Origin of the sequence: Microbacterium sp. 3J1, assembly GCF_001049495.1 — a bacterium.
Classification (GTDB): Bacteria; Actinomycetota; Actinomycetes; order Actinomycetales; family Microbacteriaceae; genus Microbacterium.
This window is the reverse complement of the sequence record NZ_CDWI01000014.1, coordinates 155,999-177,684: the sequence shown is the minus strand read 5'-3', so window position 1 is coordinate 177,684 and position 21,686 is coordinate 155,999. Positions and strand designations below refer to the sequence as shown.

Genomic DNA, 21,686 nt, shown 5'->3' with positions numbered 1-21,686 from the left:
GGCAGGATGGGATCATGTCCTCCCGGCCCGAATCTCCCCATGCGATCGACTGCTCCGACTTGGTGATCGACCGCGTCGGGCACAGCGGGCCCACTCGCGCGATCGACGGTGTCAGCTTCACGCTTGCTCCCGGCGGCCTGATCTGCGTCGCCGGGCCGACGGGCTCGGGGAAGTCGACGCTCGTGGCCGCGCTGGCGGGATCCACCGATCCATCCGTGCGCGTCGTCGGGGGCAGCGCCCAGGTCTGCGGTGTCGACGTGCGGCGTCCGGGACGCAAGCACCGTCTGCTCACCTACCGCACGGGTTTCGTGCCGCAGGGCGCCGGCGCCGATCTCCCGCCTCAGCTGACGGTGAACGAGGTGATCGCGGAGCCGATCCTCATCCGCGAGAAGCGGGTCAACACGAAGGCGCTCTCCATCCGCGTGGCGACCTTGCTCGACGAGCTGCACCTCCCGCTGGGCACGGCGGCGAAGTTCCCTTACGAGCTGAGCGCCGGTATGCGACAGCGCGTGGCGATCGCACGGTCGTTCGTCCTCGAGCCTCGCGTGCTCATCGCCGACGAGATCCTCGCGAACCTGGATCTCGAGGTTCGTCCCGTCGTCTTCGACGCGATCACCAGGCGCCGCAAAGAAGAGGGGATGGGGGCGCTGCTCGTGACGAACGACGCCGACTTCATCCGCGAGCTGAACGCGGAGACGCTGATGCTCCGAGGGGGCCATGTGGTCGCTCGCGGAGTCGGCAAGGACCTTCTCTGGGTGCCCAACGCCGAGGCGGATTCACTGCCCTGAGCGGTGCTGTCGTCGACACGCCCGATGTGCGGCCGGTGTCACGACCATCGTCCGGAGTTTGCTAAGATTGACGAGTTGCCCGCACAGCGGAGCACATTCCTCGGTAGCTCAATTGGCAGAGCAGCCGGCTGTTAACCGGCAGGTTCTTGGTTCGAGTCCAAGCCGGGGAGCCAATAGAAGGCGTCACGTTCTCGTTTCGATGAGAGTGTGACGCCTTCTCCCGTTTCCCGTCGCAGCAGGGGCCAGACCGAGCGAGGTGTCGTCTCGATCTGCGGTGTGCGGACGCGTCGTACGGTGGGCCGATACAGAAAAGGCCCCGCCGGATGGCGGAGCCCCTTCGAGAGTCGCGTCGGATCAGCGAGCTGCGCCCTTCAGCGAGCCGGTGGTCGGTCCGGCCGGGTCGGAGATGACGCACTGGACGATGCGGTCGTTCAGTTCGTCCCAGGTCTGCTGGGTCGGGGTGATCGGGTAGACCTCGAGCACCGAGGCGTCGAACGCGACGCCGACGAAGTTCGTGTAGGCGTCACCGATGCACTCCTGCGAGGCAGCGTCGATGTTCTCCTCCGAGAACTCGCCGTCGTCCATCGTGATCTCGTAGTAGACCTCTTCGTCGTGCGGCTGATCGCACGGCACGACGTCCGCGTCCTCGATGAGCCCCGTCGCGCTGGCCATCTTGCAGTCGCCGAGCTTCAGCGAGAAGATGTCGATGTTCGAGCTCTCGGTGACCTGACCCGTGTCCTCGTCGCGGTCGGCGTCTCCCGAACCGCCGCCCAGAATGCCGTTGAGCGCGCTGCAGCCCGTCAGTGCGACCGACAGCGCCACAGCAGAACCTGCCAGCGCCAGTGCGCGTCGCGTGCGCAGTTTCATCATGATGTCCCCTCCCAGAGCCTCTTGGTGCGCGGGCATAGTAAGGCCCGCCTTAGAACGCTATCGGGGGCGGAGTCTGTGATGCAACTCCGAGAAGACTGTGACTGGGCTGGGAGGACGTCAGCCCTCGAGGTCGTCGATGCCCGGCATCCAGCTCGCACCGGGCCTGCCCCACCCGCGCTTCCGCGAGATCTTCTGCACCGTCTTCCAGTCGCTGTCGGACAGGCGGTCGATGTAGAGGATGCCGTCCAGGTGGTCGAACTCGTGCTGCATGATGCGCGCGCGCCATCCGTCGACGGCGATCTCGACGGGTGAGCCGTCGAGGTCGATGCCGGTCACCCGCACGCGCTCGGAGCGACGGAGCGCGAACCGCTCGCCCGGGAAGGACAGGCATCCCTCGGATTCGAGGTCCTCGTCGGGCTCGCCGGGTTCGAGGGGAACCATCCAGAGCTCGGGATTGATGATCACACCTCGCCACGGCCGGTCGTCGTCATCGACGTAGGCGTACGTGTACAGGCGCAGAGGCACGCCCACCTGCGGGGCGGCGAGGCCTACCCCGGGCGCAGTGTCCATCGTCTCGAACATGTCGGCGACGAGTGTGCGGATGTCGTCGGTGATCTCCTCGACGACGGATGCGGGGGAGTGGAGGACGGGGTCCCCCATGATGCGAATAGGAAGAACAGCCACGCCATAACCCTACTCGGCGCATATCGCCGGGTAGGGTCGAAGGGTGAGCATCTCCGTATGGATGGCTGGGGCGGAAGACGTCACCGACCAGCTGGTGGGCGCGTTCCAGAACCCGGGACTGCTCCTCGGCATCCCGCTGGCGCTGGCCGGTGCGGTCTTCATGTCGCTCGGCGCCCAGTATCAGCACCGCGGCGTCGAGAAGATGGAGCGCCTGAGTGGCGCGGATGGTGCGTCCGGTCTCTCGATGGTGCAGGTCCGCGGTCTCCTGACGCGGCCGTCCTGGCTCGTCGGGACCCTCATGCTGGCCCTCGCGATCGTGTGTCAGCTCGCGGCTCTGACGGTGGCGCCGCTGATCGTCGTGCAGCCGCTCGGCGCGATCGCGCTGGTCATCACGACGCTGCTGAACGCTCGTATCTCCGGGCATGCCCCGACCAGGCAGTCGATCACCGCCATCGTGTGCTGCGTGGGCGGCATCTTCCTCTTCGTCTTCTTCGCTGCCATCTTCGCGACCGAGAAGGACGTCACCGACACCGAGCTCTTCACGATCCTGGCGATCCTGCTCGTCGTGATCATCATCCTCGGCGCATGCTGGCTGATCCTCCGTCACCGCATGCGGGCGCTCTTCTACATCGTGGGCGCGGGCATCCTCTACGGCTTCGTCGCAACCCTCGCCAAGGTCGTCATCAAGCGCGTCCAGGCGGGGAACTTCGACTGGATCACGATCGTCTGCGTGGTCGCGCTCATCGCCGCCGCGGCGGTGGGCGCCTACTTCGTGCAGACCGCCTACAGCTCCGGCCCGCCTGACCTCGTGATCGCCGGGCTCACCGTCGTCGACCCGCTCATCGCCGTTCTCATCGGCATGGTCGTTCTCGGCGAGGCCGCCGCTGCGCCGCCGTGGGTGTTCGTGATCTTCGGGATCGCCGGCGCCATCGCCGTGTGGGGAGTGGTCGGCCTCGCGAGATACCACCCGCAGGTGCTCAGCGACAGCCAAGACCTCGGCATCACCCGCGGGAGCGACGGCACCGCGGCAGACGAGCCGCAGAGCTGACTGGGGTCAGTAGGCGGGATCGATGAGGTCGGGTGAGACCTCGGACGCCGCTGCCTCGTCGACGAAGAACACCGTGCGCTTGCGGCCCTTCGCGCCGGCGGCCGGAACACTCGAGTAGCTGGCGCCCGCCAGAGCGAGACCGAGCGCAGAGGCCTTGTCGGCGCCCGTCAGCACGAGCCAGACCCGCTTCGACGAGTTGAGCACGGGCCGAGTGAGCGTGACCCGCTCGGGCGGGGGCTTCGGCGAGTCCCGCACCGGCAGAGCCGCGGCATCCGTGACAGTCACCTCGGGGCGATCGGGGAACAGCGACGCGATGTGCCCGTCGGGCCCGACGCCGAGGAAGCACACCGCGAACGACGGCCACGGATGCTCGTCCGTGCCGAACCGCGCGAGCTCCGCCGCGTACGCCGCCGCGGCGTCGTCGAGGGTCAGACCGTCGTCGGAGGCTGCGACCTCGTGGATGTTCTCCGCGGGCACGGGGATGTGATCGAGGAGCGCCTCCCGCGACTGCAGAGCGTTGCGATCTGCGTCGTCACGGGCGACGAACCGCTCGTCGCCCCACCAGAAGTGCACGAGAGACCAGTCGATGCCGGCGGAACGCGGGTCGTCGCGGGTCGCTCGCAGGACCGCCCCACCCATGGATCCGCCGGTGAGAGCGATGTGAGCGATACGGCCGTTGCGCGTGCGCGCGCGAAGCCGGGTCAGGAACCTGTCCGCCACCCTCGCGGCGAGTTCGCTCGGGGTGGTCTCGACCACGACCCGCTTCTCTGCGGGCGCTGTCTGCATCGACATCATTCTCCTGTCTCGGGCGGACCCAGCTTCTCCCAGCCCTCGGTGATCACTCGACCGTACAGGACGTCGGGGTCGAGGCGACGCAGCTCCTCGGCGAGGCATTCGCGCAGAGTGCGACGGGGAAGGTGCAGGTCATGATCGGGCTGATCGGGCTGGGTGAGCACCGCGACGCCCGGCTCGGGGCGTTCGAGCAGGATGTCGCCGGACGCGCGGGTGAGCCGCACGGACTTGATGCCCTCGTGCCACTCCTCCGGGTTCTCGTAGGACCAGGTCACCTCGACGTCGAGCGCCATCTGCAGCCAGGCGGCGAGAAGGGCGGTCGAGGGAGAGGCGGAGGCCCCGCGCACCTCGACGCCCGTGACCTCCTCGAACGGCGGCTGGTCGAGCACCGCGGCGAGCTGCTCGCGCCAGTGCGTCAGACGCGTCCAGGCGAGATCGGTGTCTCCCGGGGCGTGGGTCTCGCCCAGCAGGGCGAGGCGGTCGCGCACGTCGGTGGAGGTCGCGGCATCCGTGATCCGCCGCTGCGCGATCTTGCCGAGCGGTGACGCGGCGGGGGAGACCGGGGCATCTTCGGGCCACCACGCGACGACGGGGGCGTCGGGCAGGAGCAGACCCGTGATGAGGCTCTCCTCGTTGCTCGCCGCCTCGCCGAAGGCGCGCAGCACCACGACCTCGCTCGCTCCGGCGTCGCCGCCCACGCGGATCTGTGCGTCGAGTCGTGAGTCGCCGTCACCCGTGGTGAGGACGATCACGCGCATCGGGTGCTCTCGTGAGGCGTCGTTGGCCGCATCGATGGCGGCCTCGGCGACGCCGTTGCGGGCCGAGATCACGAGGGTGAGCACGCGCCCGAGGGCGACCGCGCCGCCCTCTTCGCGCACCTTGACGAGCTGCTTCGCGACCTGGCTGACGGTCGTGTCGGGAAGGTCGATGATCACGGTCGTCTCCAGACTCGTCCGTCGCGGGCAAGGAGGTCGTCGGCGGATGCCGGACCCCATGAGCCGGGGGCATACTGATCGACCGGGCCGCCGACGGCCGCCCAGTACTTCTCCACCGGGTCGAGGATCTTCCAGGAGAGCTCGACCTCCTCGTGCCGCGGGAACAGCGGCGGGTCGCCCAGCAGGACGTCGAGGATGAGACGCTCGTAGGCCTCGGGGCTCGCCTCGGTGAACGCATGGCCGTAGCCGAAGTCCATCGTGACGTCGCGGACGTTGGTGCCGTTTCCCGGGACCTTCGAGCCGAAGCGGATCGTCACGCCCTCGTCGGGCTGCACACGGATCACCAGGGCGTTCTGTCCGAGCTCCGAGGTGTTGGAGCGACCGAAGAGGTGCTCAGGCGCCTTCTTGAAGACGACGGCGACCTCTGTCACGCGACGGCCGAGACGCTTGCCGGTACGAAGGTAGAACGGCACGCCCGCCCACCGGCGGGTGTCGATCTCGAGCTTGATGGCCGCGTAGGTCTCGGTCGCCGACTCGGGGTTCATGCCCTCCTCGTCGAGGAAGCCCGTGACCTGCTCGCCACCCTGCCAGCCGCCGGCGTACTGTCCGCGTGCGGTGGCGAGGGAGAGATCGTCGGGGACGTGCACCGCGGCGAGGACCTTCTCCTTCTCCGCGCGCAGATGCTCGGCGGAGAGACTGATCGGCTCCTCCATGGCGGTGAGGGCGAGGAGCTGCAGAAGGTGGTTCTGGATGACGTCGCGCGCGGCGCCGACACCGTCGTAGTACCCGGCGCGACCGCCGACGCCGATGTCCTCGGCCATCGTGATCTGCACGTGGTCGACGTAGTTGCGGTTCCAGATCGGCTCGTACAGCTCGTTGGCGAAGCGCAGCGCCAGGATGTTCTGCACCGTCTCCTTGCCGAGGTAGTGGTCGATGCGGAAGATCGAGTCGGCGGAGAACGCGACCTCGAGAGCGGCGTTCAGCTCACGAGCCGACTCGAGATCGTGGCCGAACGGCTTCTCGATGACGACGCGACGCCAGCAGTCGTCGTCATCGTCGTCGTCGCCGACGAGGCCGGAGTCCTTGAGCTGCTGCGCGACGACGGCGAACGACTTCGGCGGGATCGACAGGTAGAACGCGTGGTTCCCCATCGTGCCGCGCTCGACGTCCAGCTGGTCGACGGTCTCGCGCAGCTTGCGGAACGACTCGGGATTGTCGAACTCGCCGGACACGAAGCGGATGCCCTGCAGCAGCTGCGCCCAGGTCTCCTCGCGGAACGGGGTGCGAGCGTGCTGCTTGACCGCGTCGTAGACGACCTGAGCGAAGTCCTGATCCTCCCAGTCGCGGCGGGCGAAGCCGACGAGCGCGAAGCCGGGCGGCAGGAGACCGCGGTTGGCGAGGTCGTAGACGGCGGGCATGAGCTTCTTGCGTGACAGGTCGCCGGTCACGCCGAAGATCACGAGAGCGCTGGGCCCCGCGATCCGGTTGAGACGGCGATCATCGGGGTCACGCAGCGGGTTGTGCCCGCGCGAGATGGGAACAGACATCGGTGGGGGAATCTCCAGGCTGTTACTTCTGAGCGGCTTCGAAGAGGGTGAGGACGTCGGCCGACGAATCGGTGATCGTCAGGGAGACGACCGGACGGCCGTGCTCGGCGAGGACACCGGCGTCGCCGGCGGCCTGCGCCTCGATGAGCTGCCCGAACGTGAAGGGCCGCTCGGGGATCTCGAGGTCGACGTCCGTGCGCTCCAGGATCTGGAGGAACACACCCTGCGCGGGTCCGCCCTTGTGATACTGGCCGGTGGAGTGGAGGAAGCGGGGCCCCCATCCGAAGGTCGTCGGGCGACCGGAGTCTGCGGCGACCAGCTCGCGGAGCCCCTGCAGCTGCGGGACATCGAGACGGTTCACGTACGCCTGGATGGAGACGTATCCATCGTCGGCGAGCCGCGCCCAGAGGGCATCGAGCACACCTTCGACCGTTCCCGAAGAAGCGAGAGCCGGGTCGGACACGCGGACCTCCACCCCGTTCTCCACGAACGCAGGGACTGTCGGTGCCGGGCGAGCATCCAGCAGACCGCGGGCGGCGACCTTGGCGGACTCGACATCGGGCTGGTCGAACGGGTTGATCCCGAGCAGGTAGCCCGCGATGGCCGTGGCGTACTCCCAGACGATGAACTGTGCGCCGAGCGTTCCGCTCACGAGGATCTCGCCTTCGTGCTGCTCGCGCAGGTGGAACTCGTTGGCGTCATCGACCAGACGGACGATCTGCAGGTCGGCCGGCTTCGCGTCGAGCTCAGGGGAGACCGGGAGCAGCACGACCGGGAGGATGCCGGTGGCATCCTTGCCCGTCGACTCGGCGATCAGCTGCTCGATCCAGTCGGGCAGCCCGTTGATGTGGGTGCCGTCGGTGATGAGGCCGAGCTTGTCTCGTCGCGGGGTGGTCGCGGCGATCGCGGAGGCCAGACGCAGTGCCGGGTTCTCAGCGGAATCGACGGCGACCTCGAGCAGCGAGGCCTCGGCCTCGTCGAGCAGCTCGTCGATGTCGACCCCAGCCAGGCCCGAGGGGACGAGCCCGAAGGCGGTGAGCGCCGAGTACCGGCCCCCCACGTTCGGGTCGGCGTTGAAGACGCGGTAGCCCGCCTGGCGGGCCGACACGTCGAGCGGCGAGCCCGGGTCGGTCACCACGACGATCCGCTCGGCGGGATCGATGCCCAGATCGCGGAACGCCGCCTCGAATGTCCGGCGCTGCGAGTCCGTCTCGACAGTGGACCCGGACTTCGACGACACGACCAGCACCGTGTTCTCGATTCCCTCGTCGAGAGCGGCGAGCACCTGTGCGGGCGCAGTGGAGTCGAGGATGGTCAGCGGCACTCCGGCGGTCTGCGCGATGACCTCGGGAGCGAGCGACGACCCGCCCATACCGGCCAGGACGACGCGGTCGATGCCTCGGGACGAAAGATCGGCGCGCAGCGCCTCGATCTCGGTCACGAGCGGGCGGGAGACGGAGATCGCCTCCACCCAGCCCAGACGCACGGCTGCCTCGGCCTCGGCCGCGGGGCCCCACAGCGCTGCGTCGCCGCCGGTGATGCGCGATGCGATCAGATCGTGGACGAGGGCGGGAACCGTCTCGTCGATGGCCACGCGCGCTGCGCCGGACGCGTGGATCGCGAAGGTCATCGCTGCGCCTCGAGCCCTTCGGCCACCTGCGTCAGCAGGTCGTGCCACGAGTCGATGAACTTGGCGACGCCTTCGTCCTCGAGCACCTGGGTCACGTCGGTGAAGTCCACGCCGACCTCCGCGAGACCGGCGAAGACCTCGCGGGCCTCGTCGTAGCCGCCGGTGATGGTGTCTCCGGTGACGACACCGTGGTCGAAGGTCGCCTCGAGCGTCTTCTCGGGCATGGTGTTGACGACGCCCTGAGCCACGAGCTCAGTCACGTACAGCGTGTCCGGCAGAGCGGGGTCCTTGACGCCGGTCGATGCCCAGAGCGGACGCTGCAGGTTGGCGCCGAGCGCGAGGAGGTCCTGAGCGCGCTTCTCGGCGAACTTCTGCTCGAAGAGCTCGTAGGCGAGGCGCGCGTTCGCGAGGCCCGCCTTGCTCTTGAGCGCCTCGGCGGCGTCCGTCCCGATGGCGCTGAGACGCTTGTCGGTCTCGGTGTCGACGCGAGAGACGAAGAACGAGGCCACGGAGTGGATGCTCGACAGGTCGAAGTCGGCACTGTGCGCGCGCTCGAGGCCCGTGAGGTAGGCATCGATGACATCGGCGTACCGCTCGAGGCTGAAGATCAGGGTCACGTTGACGCTGATGCCCGCGGCGATGGCCTCGGTGATCGCGGGGATGCCGGCCTTGGTGGCCGGGATCTTCACGAGCAGGTTCGGGCGGTCGACCTTGGCCCACAGCTCCTTGGCCGACGCGACGGTGCCCTCGGTGTCATGCGCGAGATCGGGGGAGACCTCGATCGAGACGCGGCCGTCGACGTGGTCGGAGGCCTCCCACACGGGACGGAAGACGTCGAGCGCGGCGCGGACGTCCTGCGTCGTCGCCGCGAAGACGGCCTCTTCAGCGGTCGCACCGGAGGCGGCGAGCTCGGTCACCTGAGCGTCGTACGAGGTGTCGTTCTTGTCGGTGATCGCGTTGGCGAAGATGGTCGGGTTGGTGGTGACGCCGACGACGTTGCGCGACGAGATCAGCTCGGCGAGGTTGCCGGAGGAGATGCGGGTGCGCGACAGGTCGTCGAGCCAGATGCTGACACCGGCTGCTGCGAGGTCTGCGGTGGGGGTGCTCATGCGTTCTCCTTGATGGTCTCGCGTGCGGCCGCGATGACGGCCTCGGTGGTGATGCCGAACTTCTCGAACAGGGTCTTGTAGTCGGCGGAGGCGCCGAAGTGGTCGATGCCGACCGAGCGGCCGCGGTCGCCCACGATGCCGCGCCAGCTGAGGACGGAACCGGCCTCGACCGAGACACGTGCGGTGACGGCCTTCGGGAGCACCGACTCGCGGTACGCCTCGTCCTGCTCGTCGAACCACTCCAACGACGGAGCGGAGACGACCCGGACGTTGATGCCTTCTTCTGCGAGCGCGGCGCGTGCGTTCACGCCGAGCTGCACCTCGGAACCGGTCGCGATGATGATGACGTCCGGGCTCCCGTTCGGTGCCTCGGCGAGCACGTACGCGCCCTTCGACACACCGTCGGTGGACGCGAAGACATCGCCGGATGCCTCGCCGTCGCCGCGTTCGAACACCGGGATGTTCTGACGGGTCAGAGCGATGCCCGCGGGGCCCTCGTGGCGGCGGAGGATCTCGAGCCATGCGGCCGACGTCTCGTTCGCATCGGCCGGACGCACGAGGGTGAAGTTCGGGATGGCGCGGAGCGTCGCGATCTGCTCGACCGGCTGATGGGTCGGGCCGTCTTCGCCGAGGGCCACGGAGTCGTGGGTCCAGACGAAGATGCTGGGGACGTTCATGAGCGCGGCCAGACGTACCGGCGGGCGCATGTAGTCGCTGAAGATGAGGAACGTGCCGCCGAAGGCGCGAGTCGGACCGTGCAGCACGATGCCGTTGACGATCGCGCCCATCGCGTGCTCGCGGATGCCGAAGTGCAGGACCCGGCCGTACGGGTCGCCCGACCACTCGTGGGTCGACCACTCGGCGGGGATGAACGACTTCGAGTCCTTGATCGTGGTCAGGTTCGACTCGGCGAGGTCGGCCGACCCGCCCCAGAGCTCGGGGAGCTCGGCGGCGAGGGCGTTGATGACCTGACCGGAAGCCGCACGGGTGGAGACGTCCTTGCCGCCTTCGAAGACGGGGAGAGCCGAGGTGATGTCGGCCGGCAGCTCGCCTGCCTCCAGGCGGTCGAGGAGCGTCTTGCGCTCGGGGTTCGCCTCGGCCCAGGCATCGAACGACTCCTGCCAGGCGGCGCGGGTCTCGGCGGCGCGATCGGCCAGACCCCGGGTGTGCGCGAGCACGTCGTCGGCGATCGCGAAGTGCTCCTCGGGGTCGAAGCCGAGGACCTTCTTGGTCGCGACGAGTTCGTCGCCGCCGAGGGCCGATCCGTGGATCTTGCCGGAGTTCTGCTTGCCGGGCGACGGCCAGCCGATGATCGTCTTCAGGATGATGAGAGAAGGCTTGGACGTCTCGCCCTTCGCGGCCTCGATCGCGGCGTGCAGCTCGGCGACGTCTTCGACGTACTCGCCGGTCTTCTTCCAGTCGACGACCTGGACCTGCCAGCCGTACGCCTCGTAGCGCTTCGCGACATCTTCGGTGAAGGCGACGTTCGTGTCGTCCTCGATCGAGATCTGGTTCGAGTCGTAGATCGCGATGAGGTTGCCGAGCTCCTGGTGGCCGGCGAGCGAGGAGGCCTCGCTCGTGACGCCCTCCTGGAGGTCGCCGTCGCCGGCGATCACGTAGACGAAGTGGTCGAACGGGCTCGTGCCGGCCTCTGCCTCGGGGTCGAACAGCCCGCGCTCGTAGCGGGCGGCGTAGGCGAACCCGACGGCGGAGGCGAGGCCCTGGCCCAGGGGGCCGGTGGTGATCTCGACACCCTTGGTGTGGCCGTACTCCGGGTGGCCAGGGGTGAGCGAGCCCCAGGTGCGGAGCGCCTTGAGGTCGTCGAGCTCGAGGCCGAAGCCGCCGAGGTAGAGCTGCACGTACTGCGTGAGAGAGGAGTGCCCGACCGAGAGGATGAAACGGTCGCGGCCCAGCCAGTCGACATCGGTGGGGTCGTGGCGCAGCACCCGCTGGTACAGGAGGTAGGCGGCCGGTGCGAGGCTCATCGCGGTGCCGGGGTGGCCGTTGCCGACCTTCTCCACAGCATCCGCAGCCAGCAGACGGGCGGTGTCCACCGCGCGTCGATCGATCTCATCCCACTGCAGTTCCGACACGGTGAAGCCCTTCTCCAACTGTTCGAGAGCGACCGGAACGCAGCATCGCGGTCCGCTTCTTTACGGATGGAATGTGATGAGCGCCGGGCGCGCGAGTCTTTTCAGCATAGCGCTGCGGGTCCTCGCGTTACCCCCCTTTACAACCACGCGTCGAGCAGGTAATTCCCGTCGTGCGAGGGGGATCCGGTGCGATCTGAGACCCGGATCCAGCGGTCGTGGAACGCGATCCCGCGACGCCCGGGCGCGTCGCCGTCGTCTCTGGCGTCCGGCGGGTGCCGTAGACTGGAAAAGCTGTCGTGACGCGTGCGGAGGAGGCGATCGAGATCTCGACGATGTCTGATCAGACCGTTGTGAAGAAGTCCATCGGTCGTACCGTGAAGGCGTACGTCGCCCTCACCAAGCCGCGCGTACTCGAGCTGCTCCTGGTGTCCACCGTGCCGGTGATGTTCCTGGCCGAGGGCGGACTCCCGAACATGTGGCTCGTCCTCGCGACCGTGATCGGCGGCTCGATGAGCGCCGGATCGGCAGCCGCGTTCAACATGTACCTCGATCGCGACATCGATGCGCACATGCACCGCACCGAGAACCGTCCTCTGGTGACCGGAGAGATCACGCCGCGCGGCGCGCTCGTCTTCTCCTGGACCCTCGCGGTGCTGTCGACCGTTTGGCTGTGGTTCACGACGAACTGGCTCGCGGCGACGCTGTCGGCATCCGCCATCTTCTTCTACGTCGTGATCTACACGATGATCCTCAAGCGCCGCACCGAGCAGAACATCATCTGGGGCGGCATCGCGGGATGCTTCCCCGTTCTCATCGGATGGTCGGCCGTCACCGGGACGCTCGACTGGCCCGCGTTCATCCTGTTCGGCCTGATCTTCCTCTGGACCCCGCCGCACTACTGGCCGCTGTCGATGAAGTACAAGGACGACTACGACGACGTCGACGTGCCCATGCTCGGAGTGACCCGCAACGCCTCACAGGTGGGGCTCCAGGTCATCCTCTACGCCTGGGCGACCGTCGCCTGCTCGCTGCTCCTGATCCCGATCGCGAACATGGGCCTCGTCTACACGGTGTCCGCCGTGGTCTTCGGCGGCTGGTTCATCTACGAGTCGCACCGGCTCTACAACCAGGCGGTGCGGGGGAACGAGGCGCGGCCGATGCGAGTCTTCCACGCCTCGATCACCTACTTGACGCTGATCTTCGTAGCGGTCGCGCTCGACCCGCTGCTGCCCTTCTGAGCGTCGTCCGCCTCCAGGTCGACATCCTCACGAGGAGTGGTGTCGTCGGTGACCGTTCGCTCGTCGACTGAGCTCTCGGCGGTCCAGTCGATGGGCTCGACGACCGCCGGCGCGGATGCCGGGACGAGGGTCTGAACCGCGGTGAGTGCCACGGCGATGAGGATGCCGATGACTCCGGCGCCCAGCAGAGCCGCGCCGACCACGACCAGCGACTGCCCGACGTAGACCTCGATGCCCGTCGCCGTGCCGTCGAGCAGCGTGCTCGTCATAGTGCCGACCTGACCGGCGATGAGCCATCCGCCGACACCCGCCGAGGCGAGCGAGAGCACGAGGAGGAGCCAGAAGCCGATGCTGCGAGTGAGTGACTTGTTCATGTCAGCCACGGTGCACGACGAACTGATGAGCCTCTGATGGCGCAGCTATGCATCGACTGTGCCCGGTCGAGGCTCCGGCGCGAGATCAGCCCTCGCTGGTGACGGGCTTCTTCAGATGCAGAACGACAACCGTGTAGGCGGCGGCCGACAGCGCGGCGAGCACCATGTGGATGCCGACGAGCAGAGGGGGGAGGCCCTCGCGCGCCTGCCACACGCCGACGCCGACCTGCACGAGGATCGCGAGCACGAGCACGAGCAGCCACCTGCGGGGCTCGAGCCGGAGCACCCAGGCCGAGATGGTGAGCGCGGCGACGAGCGCGGCGAGGATGTACCCGGGCCACGAGTGCACGTGGGCAAGCACCGTGGCGTCGAACCCCTGACGCTCGACAGCGGCATCACCGGAGTGCGGACCGGACCCCGTCGTCAAAACACCGAAGAGGATCGTCACAGCGAGGGCGAGGCCGGTGACGTGGCTGAGGATCGCGAACCACCGCGGCACGGCACGCTCGCGCAGGCCCGGCGTCGCGTACAGACGCACCAGGAACGCGGCGGTGACGCAGACGAGCAGCAGGGACGAGACGTAGTGGAAGCCCACGATGAACGGGTTCAGGCCGGTCAGCACGGTGATGCCGCCGACGAGCGCCTGAGCGACCACACCCGCGAGAACCAGCCAGGCGAGGATCACGAGATCGCGCCGTTCGGGTGCCAGGCGCATCGACCGGATGATCGCGGCGATCACGGCGACGAGCAGCGCTCCCATGGCGAACGGGGTCGCAGGCAGCGAGAGCACCGAGACGATCGCGAAGACCACCGCGGCAGCTGCGATGCCGCCCGCGGCGAACCGCAGAGCGGAGAACACGAGGCGCTTGCCGCCGACACGCGCGAGCACGAGCAGGAGGACCGCGAGTGCGATGACACCGACCACGCCGGTCATGACGCGGTTGCCGAACTCGATGATCCCGTGGATGCCCTGATCGGCGTAGATCGGCACGAGGGACTCGGGAGTGCAGAGCGGCCATTCCGAGCATCCGAGCCCGGAATCCGTGAGACGCACCGCGCCGCCCGTGCCGATGATGATGGTCTGCGACAGGAACGACAGCCACGCGAAGATCCGCAGTGCGCGCCCCCACAGGGCGGCATGGGTCGTCGACGTTGCCGGTGCATTCGTGGGGGAGGCGATCGTGGACTGGGGCATGGGTGTCTCCGAACCGCAAGGGACACGGCGGGCGGCCCTGTCTTCAGGCGGAACCTGTAGAATCGGATTGTTGCGATGAGCGCTGACAGCGCTGAACCATCGTCAACAGTTTAGGCGCGACGGAAGCGCCGGTGATGAGGGCCCACCAACGGCACCCGCTCCCGCAGACTCGACGGGGATCAGGTGTGTCGGGGCGGATTACACCGTTTGGGACCTGTGAGGAGAGTGTGTGATGTCGGATGTGCTGATCGACCGCCCGGAGCTCGAAAGCCTGGGGGTGTACGAATTCGGGTGGCATGACGAGGACGCTGCCGGAGCCATCGCCAAGCGCGGGATCTCCGAAGAGGTGGTCCGCGGGATCTCGGCGCTCAAGCACGAGCCCGAATGGATGCTGAAGACCCGTCTCAAGGGATACCAGCTGTTCGGACGCAAGCCGATGCCGACCTGGGGCGCCGACCTCAGCGAGATCGACTTCGACAACATCAAGTACTTCGTGCGCTCGACGGAGAAGCAGGCGCAGTCCTGGGAGGACCTGCCTGCGGAGATCCGCGAGACGTACGAACGCCTCGGCATCCCCGAGGCCGAGCGCCAGCGCCTCGTCGCCGGCGTCGCCGCCCAGTACGAGTCCGAGGTCGTGTACCACCAGATCCGCGAGGACCTGGAGGAGCAGGGTGTCATCTTCATGGACACCGACACGGCTCTCCGTGAGCACCCCGAGTTCTTCGAGGAGTACTTCGGCACCGTCATCCCGGCGGGCGACAACAAGTTCGCGGCGCTGAACACCGCGGTCTGGTCAGGCGGATCGTTCGTCTACGTCCCCAAGGGCGTGCACGTGGAGATCCCGCTGCAGGCGTACTTCCGCATCAACACCGAGAACATGGGTCAGTTCGAGCGCACCCTGATCATCGCGGACGAGGACAGCTACGTCCACTACATCGAGGGCTGCACGGCTCCGATCTACAAGTCGGACTCGCTGCACTCGGCCGTCGTCGAGATCATCGTCAAGAAGAACGCCCGCGTGCGCTACACGACGATCCAGAACTGGTCGAACAACGTCTACAACCTCGTCACCAAGCGTGCGGTCGCGCACGAGGGGGCGACGATGGAGTGGGTCGACGGCAACATCGGCTCCAAGGTGACCATGAAGTACCCGTCGATCTACCTGATGGGCGAGCACGCGAAGGGCGAGACGCTCTCGGTGGCCTTCGCCGGTCCCGGTCAGCACCAGGACGCCGGCGCGAAGATGATTCACATGGCGCCGTACACGCAGTCGTCGATCGTCTCGAAGTCGATCGCCCGCGGCGGTGGTCGTGCCGGCTACCGCGGCGAGGTCCGCGTCGACGCGAACGCGCACCACTCGGCCAACACCGTTCGCTGCGACGCTCTGCTCGTCGACACGAAGTCCCGGTCCGACACATATCCCGCGATCGACATCCGTGTCGATGACGTGCAGCTCGGTCACGAGGCCACGGTGTCGAAGGTCAGCGAGGAGCAGCTCTTCTACCTGCAGTCGCGCGGCATGCCCGAAGACGAGGCCATGGCGATGATCGTGCGCGGCTTCATCGAGCCGATCGCTCGCGAGCTGCCGATGGAGTACGCCATGGAACTGAACAAGCTCATCGAGATGGGCATGGAAGGATCGGTCGGCTGATATGACGGCCCAGACGACGACGCCGACCGCGTCGCAGCATTCGAGCGCGCACGTCGACCCCGCCGCCCAGGTCGCGGACGCCGGTTTCGTACCGGTGCAGACCCGCTCGGAGCGCCCGCACTCGTTCGAGCCCGCCGACTTCGGCACGCCCTCCGGCCGCGAGGTGAACTGGAAGCACACCCCGGTCGCCAAGCTCGCTCCTCTCTTCGAGGTCGCGGGTTCCGCAGACGGAGTGACGTACGCCTTCGGCTCGGGTGAGAAGTACCTCTCCGCCTTCCTCGCCGCCGGCACGGCGCCCCGTGGCGAGGTGTTCCTCGCCGAGGACATCACCGGCGCCGTGGCCTGGCAGGGCGCGACCGAGGCGCTGCACATCCGCATCCCGCGTGAGGAGGAGGTCTCTGAGCCGATCTTCATCACGATCGACGGTCAGGGCGCCGAGAAGCGCGCGGACGCGCACATCGTGATCGAGGCCCTCGAGCACAGCTCGGCGACCGTGGTGCTCCAGCACACCGGTGCCGCCCAGTACGCGCAGAACGTCGAGATCATCGTCCGCGACGGTGCGAAGCTCACGGTCATCACGTTGCAGCAGTGGCAGGACGAGGCCGTGCACACGGCCGCGCACCAGGCGCGAGTCGGCGCCGACGCCACGCTCAAGCACTTCGTGATCAGCTTCGGCGGCGGAGTCGTGCGCGTGAACCCGAGCGTCGAGCTCGCGGGCGCAGGTTCCGAGGGCTACCTCTACGGGCTGTCGTACGCGGATGCCGGGCAGCACCTCGAGAGCCAGGTCTACCTGCACCACAAGGGGCCGCACACCAAGGGCGACGTCCTCTACAAGGGCGCGCTCCAGGGCGACGGCGCGCACAGCGTCTGGATCGGCGACGTGCTCATCGGCGCCGACGCCACCGGTACCGACTCCTACGAGGCGAACCGCAACCTGGTGCTCACCGAAGGCGCACGCGCCGACTCGATCCCGAACCTCGAGATCGAGACCGGCGACATCCTCGGCGCGGGCCACGCCAGCGCGACGGGTCGTTTCGATGACGAGCAGCTGTTCTACCTGCAGGCTCGCGGCATCAGCGAGGAGGAGGCGCGTCGACTCGTCGTGCTCGGATTCCTCACCGACATCGTGCAGCGTCTGCAGATCCCCGCGCTCGAGGCCGAGCTGCTCGCCGCGATCGAGACGGAGATCGCCGAGGTGAACGCATGAGCGCGGAGCGCGTGTGCGGGGTTGCCGACCTCGAGCAGGACATGCCGATCCGCGTCGAGCCGAACGGCGTTCCGATCACCGTGATCAAAGACTCCGAGGGCGTCATCCACGCCATCGGAGACACCTGCACGCACGGCGACATCTCGCTCTCCGAGGGCTTCGTCGAAGGTGACACGGTGGAATGCTGGGCGCACGGCTCGGCGTTCTCCCTGCTCACCGGCAAGCCCCAGAATCTCCCCGCTTATGAGCCCGTGCCGGTCTACGTCGTCGAGATCGACGGCGACGACGTGCTCATCGACCCGACTGTGACGAAGGAAGTCTGAATGTCTGTTCTCGAAATCCGCGACCTGCATGTGACGGTCGAGACCGAGGCGGGGACCACCCCCATCCTCAACGGAATCACGCTCACCATGAACACCGGTGAGACCCACGCCATCATGGGCCCGAACGGCTCGGGGAAGTCGACCCTCGCTTACACGATCGCCGGTCACCCCAAGTACACCGTGACCTCCGGCTCGATCACCTTCGACGGCCAGGACGTCCTGGAGATGACCGTCGACGAGCGCGCACGCGCCGGCCTGTTCCTCGCCATGCAGTACCCCGTCGAGATCCCGGGCGTCACGGTCACCAACTTCCTCCGTACCGCCAAGACGGCACTCGACGGCGAGGCGCCGGCGATCCGCGGCTGGACCAAGGACGTCAAGGCGGCCATGGCGAACCTCCGCATGGACCCGAAGTTCGCTCAGCGCAACGTCAACGAGGGGTTCTCCGGTGGCGAGAAGAAGCGCCACGAGATCCTCCAGCTCGAGGTGCTGAAGCCGCAGTTCGCGATCCTCGACGAGACGGACTCCGGTCTCGACGTCGACGCGCTGAAGATCGTCTCCGAGGGTGTCAACCGCGCCAAGGAGTCCACCGGTCTCGGCGTGCTGCTGATCACGCACTACACACGCATCCTCCGCTACATCCGCCCCGACTTCGTGCACGTCGTCGTCGCCGGCAAGATCGTGGAAGAGGGCGGCCCGGAGCTCGCCGACCGGCTCGAGGAAGAGGGATACGACCGTTTCCTCGACCCCGCGGCCCCCATCGAGGCGTAGGCTGAATCGCATGACAGCCACCCTCACCGACGCGAAGTACGACGAGGTCACCGAGGCTCTCAAGGACGTCATGGACCCGGAGCTCGGGATCAACGTCGTCGACCTCGGCCTCATCTACGATCTCGCGTGGGATGACGAGAACGATGCTCTCGTGATCCACATGACGCTCACGAGCGCCGGCTGCCCGTTGACGGATGTGCTCGAGGACCAGACCGCTCAGGCTCTGGACAACGTCGTCGATCGCTTCCGCATCAACTGGGTGTGGATGCCGCCGTGGGGCCCCGAGAAGATCACGGACGACGGACGCGACATGATGCGCGCGCTCGGCTTCGCGATCTGAGGATGCTCGAGGTCAGGGCGCTCTCGCTGACCGAGCTCCGTCAGCGCAGCAGCGAGAAGTGGCGGGAGTACCCTGCCGACGTCCTGCCCTTGTTCGTCGCGGAGACGGACTTCCCGCTGGCGCCGGAGATCGAGACGGCGCTTCGCCGCGCGGTCGACCTCGGCGACACGGGCTACATCGCCTCGCGCACACCGCTGGCTTCGTCGTACGCGGCCTTCGCCCGACGGCGCTTCGGCTGGGAAGCAGACCCCGCCCGCATGCGCAGCACCGCCGACGTCAGCATGGGAATCGTGGAGATACTCCGGCGCGTGACGCAGCCGGGGGAGCGGGTCGTGGTGACTCCTCCGGTGTATCCGCCGTTCTATGAGCTGGTCGCCGAAGCAGGCGCCGAAGTCGAGCGAGTGCCGCTCTGCGACACGGGTACGTCGTGGGAGCTCGATCTCGACGGCATCCGTGCCGCGTTCCACGAGGGCGCGACGGCGATCCTGCTGTGCAACCCGCACAACCCGACCGGCACCGTGCACCACCGGGACTCCCTGCGCGCACTCGCCGAGCTGGCCGACGAGTTCGGTGCCGCGGTGGTGTCCGACGAGATCCACGCGCCGCTCGCGCAGCCGGGCACCGGCTTCACGCCGTTCCTCGACTGCGGCGAGGCCGCGGAGCGCGTGGGCTACGCCGTCGTGAGCGCGAGCAAGGCCTTCAACCTCGCGGGCCTCAAGTGCGCCCTCATGGTCACCGCATCCGACACGACGCATGCGGTGCTGCGCGGCCTCCCCATCGAGGTGGAATGGCGCACCGGGCAGTTCGGCCTGCTGGCTGCCGTCGCGGCGTTCTCGGAGGCGAGCGACGACTGGCTCGATGGTCTGCTGCGCACCCTCGATGAGAACCGCCTGCTGCTCGAGGATCTGCTCTCGTCGCGGCTGCCCGAAGCCCGCTATCGGATGCCGGACGCGGGCTACCTGGCGTGGATCGACCTCACAGGCCTCGGATGGGGCGAGAATCCCGCGCGCCGCATCCTCAAGGACGCCAGGGTCGCCCTGCATTACGGTCCCGCCTTCGGTGTCGAGGGTGCGGGACACGTGAGACTCAACTTCGGGACCAGTCCCGAGATCATCACCGAGGCGATCGAGCGCATCGCGTCTCTCAGGGATCGATGACGAGCGCGGCGACCGCCGCCTCGATCTGGGATCGCGACCGGCTGTGGGTCACGGTCGGGGCGGTGGCACTCATCTTCCTCGCGGCCATCGAGGCGCTCGCGGTGACCACGGTGATGCCCATCGTGAGCGACGCGCTCGACGGAGGCGACCTCTTCGCCGCCGCATTCGCGGGGACCCTGGCGACCAGCGTCATCGGCATGGTCGCCGCCGGTGCATGGTCGGATGCGCGGGGACCCCGGGGCGCTCTGTACGTCGCGGTGACGCTGTTCCTCATCGGCCTCGTGATCTCCGGCTTCGCGATCTCCATGGAGCAGTTCCTCATCGGTCGGCTCGTGCAGGGGCTCGGTGCCGGAGGTCAGACGGTGGCGCTCTACGTGGTCGTCGCTCGCCTGTATCCGCCCTCTCTGCACGGTCGCGTCTTCGCGGCGTTCGCCGCAGCCTGGATCGTGCCGTCGATGATCGGGCCGTTCCTGGCCGGAGCCGTCGCCGAATACCTCGATTGGCGATGGGCGTTCCTCGGCGTCGCAGTGCTCACCGCCGTGGCATTCCTCACGATCGCCGCCCGTCTGCGCGGCGTCGATCTCGGGCATGGAGAGCCGCAGGATCGACGGACGCTCGTCATCCGTCTGGCTCTGGCCGTCGTCGTCGCCGCCTTCGCCGTGATCCTCGGCCTCACTCCCGAAATGCTGTCAGCAGCTCGCTGGCCGGTGGCGATCGGCGCGATAGTCGGAATCGCCGTCGCCGTGCTGCCTCTCCTGCCGAAGCGCACGCTGCGGGCCGGTCGAGGACTCCCCAGCGTCGTGCTCATGCGCGGCATGGTGGCCGGTGCGTTCTTCGCGACCGAGGCCTACATCCCGTACCTGCTCATCGAGCGATTCGGATGGTCGGCCACGTGGGCGGGCGTGGGACTCATGTTCGCCGCCCTCGCGTGGGCGGGTGCGTCGCACCTGCAGGGGCGTGTCGGCGAGCGGCTCGGCAACCGTCGCATCACCATCGTCAGCCTGGTGCTCATGCTCCTCGCGATATCGGGTGTGCTCGCCACGGCATCACGTGACCTGTCGCCCGTGATCGTCGTCATCGCCTGGGGATTCGCGGGAGCGGGCATGGGGCTGCTGTATCCGCGCCTGACGGTCCTCACACTCGCCTACTCGGACGAGGGGAACCAGGGCTTCAACTCGTCGGCGCTCTCGATCTCGGACTCCACGGGCTCAGCGGTGGTCATCGCCGTCGCGGGCCTCGCCGTCGCCAGTCTCGGCGGAGGCGTCGAGAACGTCGGAGTGGTGTCCGCGGTCGCTCTCGCCCTCGTCGCCCTCGCGTTCCTCCCCGGCCTCAGGCTCGGCCACGCGGCGGAGTCGACACGCCTCTGACGGCCGGTCCGGCCAACGCGGAGACGCCGACATCGAAGATCCGGTCGAGACCGGCCGTCACATCGTCGGCACCATCGATCTCGACCACGCCGTGGCTGTCGGCGTGCATGCGCTGCTGGACGAGGGTCGCGTGGCCGAGCACGAAGTGGAGGAGGGCGGCGGCGCGCTCCGTCGCGTCCGTTGCGCCGCTGCGACGCAAGGCCGACTCCAGCGCGGTCTGCGCATGCGCGGATCCGAGGCCGAGCGCGTACGTGCTCAGGACGAGCTCGGCTCCATCCCGATACGTGAAGAGGGCATCGCGGATGCTGCGCGCGAGGGGGAGCACGTCGGTGACGCCGGACGGGATGGGCGCGGTGATCCGGTCCGCCAGCTCGGCGAGAAGCTGCTGCTTGCTGGAGAAGTGCCAGTAGAGCGCGCTCGGCTGGACGCCGAGGGTCCCGGCGATGCGGCGCATCGAGAGGTCGGCGAGCCCCACCTCGTCGAGCAGCGCGAGCGCGGCACTCGCTACTCCGTCACGGTCGTGGCGGGTCGAGTTGTGGTCCGGGGTCATGATCTCACTATAGTGAA

At 68.0% G+C, this 21,686-nt stretch carries 21 protein-coding genes and 1 tRNA gene; 11 read left to right on the top strand and 11 right to left on the bottom strand.

Annotated features, from left to right (window positions below):
• Positions 1-14 precede the first annotated feature (14 nt).
• Together BN2660_RS15255 and BN2660_RS15250 are read left to right on the top strand one after the other, a co-directional pair.
• Complete coding sequence (locus BN2660_RS15255; RefSeq protein WP_091234222.1) at positions 15-788, top strand: ATP-binding cassette domain-containing protein; 774 nt, start codon at positions 15-17, stop codon at positions 786-788.
• A 97-nt stretch (positions 789-885) separates the two neighbouring features.
• Positions 886-961: transfer RNA gene (locus tag BN2660_RS15250), tRNA-Asn, on the top strand.
• Between the two features lie 181 nt (positions 962-1,142).
• On the opposite strand, the gene BN2660_RS15245 is transcribed toward BN2660_RS15250, so the two are convergent.
• Both BN2660_RS15245 and def read right to left on the bottom strand, forming a co-directional pair.
• Entirely contained in the window at positions 1,143-1,658 is a 516-nt protein-coding gene (locus BN2660_RS15245) for a septum formation family protein (protein ID WP_091234219.1), read from the bottom strand.
• A gap of 117 nt (positions 1,659-1,775) precedes the next feature.
• Positions 1,776-2,342: a peptide deformylase gene (gene def, locus BN2660_RS15240; RefSeq protein WP_091234216.1), complete on the bottom strand. Its 567-nt coding sequence runs from the start codon at positions 2,340-2,342 to the stop codon at positions 1,776-1,778.
• A gap of 61 nt (positions 2,343-2,403) precedes the next feature.
• Here def and BN2660_RS15235 point away from each other — a divergent pair, with 61 nt between their 5' ends.
• Positions 2,404-3,390 (top strand): DMT family transporter, encoded by a 987-nt coding sequence (locus BN2660_RS15235; protein WP_091234213.1) that lies wholly within the window; start codon positions 2,404-2,406, stop codon positions 3,388-3,390.
• Between the two features lie 6 nt (positions 3,391-3,396).
• Here the strand turns inward: BN2660_RS15235 and pgl are convergent, their stop codons facing one another.
• Genes pgl through tkt form a run of 6 tightly spaced genes read right to left on the bottom strand, consistent with a single transcriptional unit; the run spans position 3,397 to position 11,496 of the window.
• Complete coding sequence (pgl, locus tag BN2660_RS15230; protein WP_091234210.1) at positions 3,397-4,185, bottom strand: 6-phosphogluconolactonase; 789 nt, start codon at positions 4,183-4,185, stop codon at positions 3,397-3,399.
• On the bottom strand, positions 4,182-5,117 hold the full coding sequence (locus BN2660_RS15225) for a glucose-6-phosphate dehydrogenase assembly protein OpcA (protein WP_091234208.1): 936 nt from the start codon (positions 5,115-5,117) through the stop codon (positions 4,182-4,184). Before BN2660_RS15225 ends, pgl begins: the two co-directional genes overlap by 4 nt.
• Positions 5,114-6,664 carry a glucose-6-phosphate dehydrogenase gene (gene zwf, locus BN2660_RS15220; RefSeq protein ID WP_091234205.1) on the bottom strand — a complete coding sequence of 517 codons (1,551 nt, stop codon included), beginning with the start codon at positions 6,662-6,664 and terminating at the stop codon, positions 5,114-5,116. Before zwf ends, BN2660_RS15225 begins: the two co-directional genes overlap by 4 nt.
• 22 nt (positions 6,665-6,686) lie before the next feature.
• Positions 6,687-8,294, bottom strand: a complete 1,608-nt coding sequence (locus BN2660_RS15215) for a hypothetical protein (RefSeq protein ID WP_091234201.1) — start codon at positions 8,292-8,294, stop codon at positions 6,687-6,689.
• Positions 8,291-9,403 carry a transaldolase gene (tal, locus tag BN2660_RS15210; protein WP_091234198.1) on the bottom strand — a complete coding sequence of 371 codons (1,113 nt, stop codon included), beginning with the start codon at positions 9,401-9,403 and terminating at the stop codon, positions 8,291-8,293. The genes BN2660_RS15215 and tal overlap by 4 nt, the downstream gene beginning before the upstream one ends.
• The gene (gene tkt, locus BN2660_RS15205; protein ID WP_091234874.1) at positions 9,400-11,496 is read right to left on the bottom strand and encodes a transketolase; all 2,097 of its coding nucleotides are present in this window, start codon (positions 11,494-11,496) and stop codon (positions 9,400-9,402) included. The genes tal and tkt overlap by 4 nt, the downstream gene beginning before the upstream one ends.
• A 332-nt stretch (positions 11,497-11,828) precedes the next feature.
• On the opposite strand from tkt, the gene BN2660_RS15200 reads away from it, so the two are divergent.
• Complete coding sequence (locus BN2660_RS15200) at positions 11,829-12,734, top strand: heme o synthase (RefSeq protein WP_091234871.1); 906 nt, start codon at positions 11,829-11,831, stop codon at positions 12,732-12,734.
• Here the strand turns inward: BN2660_RS15200 and BN2660_RS15195 are convergent.
• Together BN2660_RS15195 and BN2660_RS15190 are read right to left on the bottom strand one after the other, a co-directional pair.
• Complete coding sequence (locus BN2660_RS15195; protein ID WP_255305211.1) at positions 12,680-13,108, bottom strand: hypothetical protein; 429 nt, start codon at positions 13,106-13,108, stop codon at positions 12,680-12,682. The two genes, BN2660_RS15200 and BN2660_RS15195, sit on opposite strands and share 55 nt — an antisense overlap.
• 85 nt (positions 13,109-13,193) lie before the next feature.
• The gene (locus tag BN2660_RS15190; RefSeq protein ID WP_091234195.1) at positions 13,194-14,303 is read right to left on the bottom strand and encodes a COX15/CtaA family protein; all 1,110 of its coding nucleotides are present in this window, start codon (positions 14,301-14,303) and stop codon (positions 13,194-13,196) included.
• Positions 14,304-14,535: 232 nt separating this feature from the next.
• Between BN2660_RS15190 and sufB the strand changes: the two genes are divergently transcribed.
• Genes sufB through BN2660_RS15155 form a run of 7 tightly spaced genes read left to right on the top strand, consistent with a single transcriptional unit; the run spans position 14,536 to position 21,119 of the window.
• Complete coding sequence (sufB, locus tag BN2660_RS15185; protein WP_091234191.1) at positions 14,536-15,954, top strand: Fe-S cluster assembly protein SufB; 1,419 nt, start codon at positions 14,536-14,538, stop codon at positions 15,952-15,954.
• A 1-nt stretch (position 15,955) separates the two neighbouring features.
• Entirely contained in the window at positions 15,956-17,161 is a 1,206-nt protein-coding gene (gene sufD / locus BN2660_RS15180) for a Fe-S cluster assembly protein SufD (protein WP_091234187.1), read from the top strand.
• Entirely contained in the window at positions 17,158-17,484 is a 327-nt protein-coding gene (locus BN2660_RS15175; protein ID WP_091234183.1) for a non-heme iron oxygenase ferredoxin subunit, read from the top strand. Before sufD ends, BN2660_RS15175 begins: the two co-directional genes overlap by 4 nt.
• The gene (sufC, locus tag BN2660_RS15170; protein ID WP_091234180.1) at positions 17,485-18,255 is read left to right on the top strand and encodes a Fe-S cluster assembly ATPase SufC; all 771 of its coding nucleotides are present in this window, start codon (positions 17,485-17,487) and stop codon (positions 18,253-18,255) included.
• A gap of 10 nt (positions 18,256-18,265) precedes the next feature.
• On the top strand, positions 18,266-18,595 hold the full coding sequence (locus BN2660_RS15165; RefSeq protein ID WP_053096448.1) for a metal-sulfur cluster assembly factor: 330 nt from the start codon (positions 18,266-18,268) through the stop codon (positions 18,593-18,595).
• 2 nt (positions 18,596-18,597) lie between these two features.
• Entirely contained in the window at positions 18,598-19,752 is a 1,155-nt protein-coding gene (locus tag BN2660_RS15160) for a MalY/PatB family protein (protein ID WP_091234175.1), read from the top strand.
• Positions 19,749-21,119, top strand: coding sequence for an MFS transporter (locus tag BN2660_RS15155; RefSeq protein WP_091234172.1), 1,371 nt, complete (start codon positions 19,749-19,751; stop codon positions 21,117-21,119). The genes BN2660_RS15160 and BN2660_RS15155 overlap by 4 nt, the downstream gene beginning before the upstream one ends.
• Here the strand turns inward: BN2660_RS15155 and BN2660_RS15150 are convergent.
• Positions 21,082-21,669 (bottom strand): TetR family transcriptional regulator, encoded by a 588-nt coding sequence (locus BN2660_RS15150; protein ID WP_091234868.1) that lies wholly within the window; start codon positions 21,667-21,669, stop codon positions 21,082-21,084. The genes BN2660_RS15155 and BN2660_RS15150 overlap by 38 nt on opposite strands.
• Positions 21,670-21,686 lie beyond the last annotated feature (17 nt).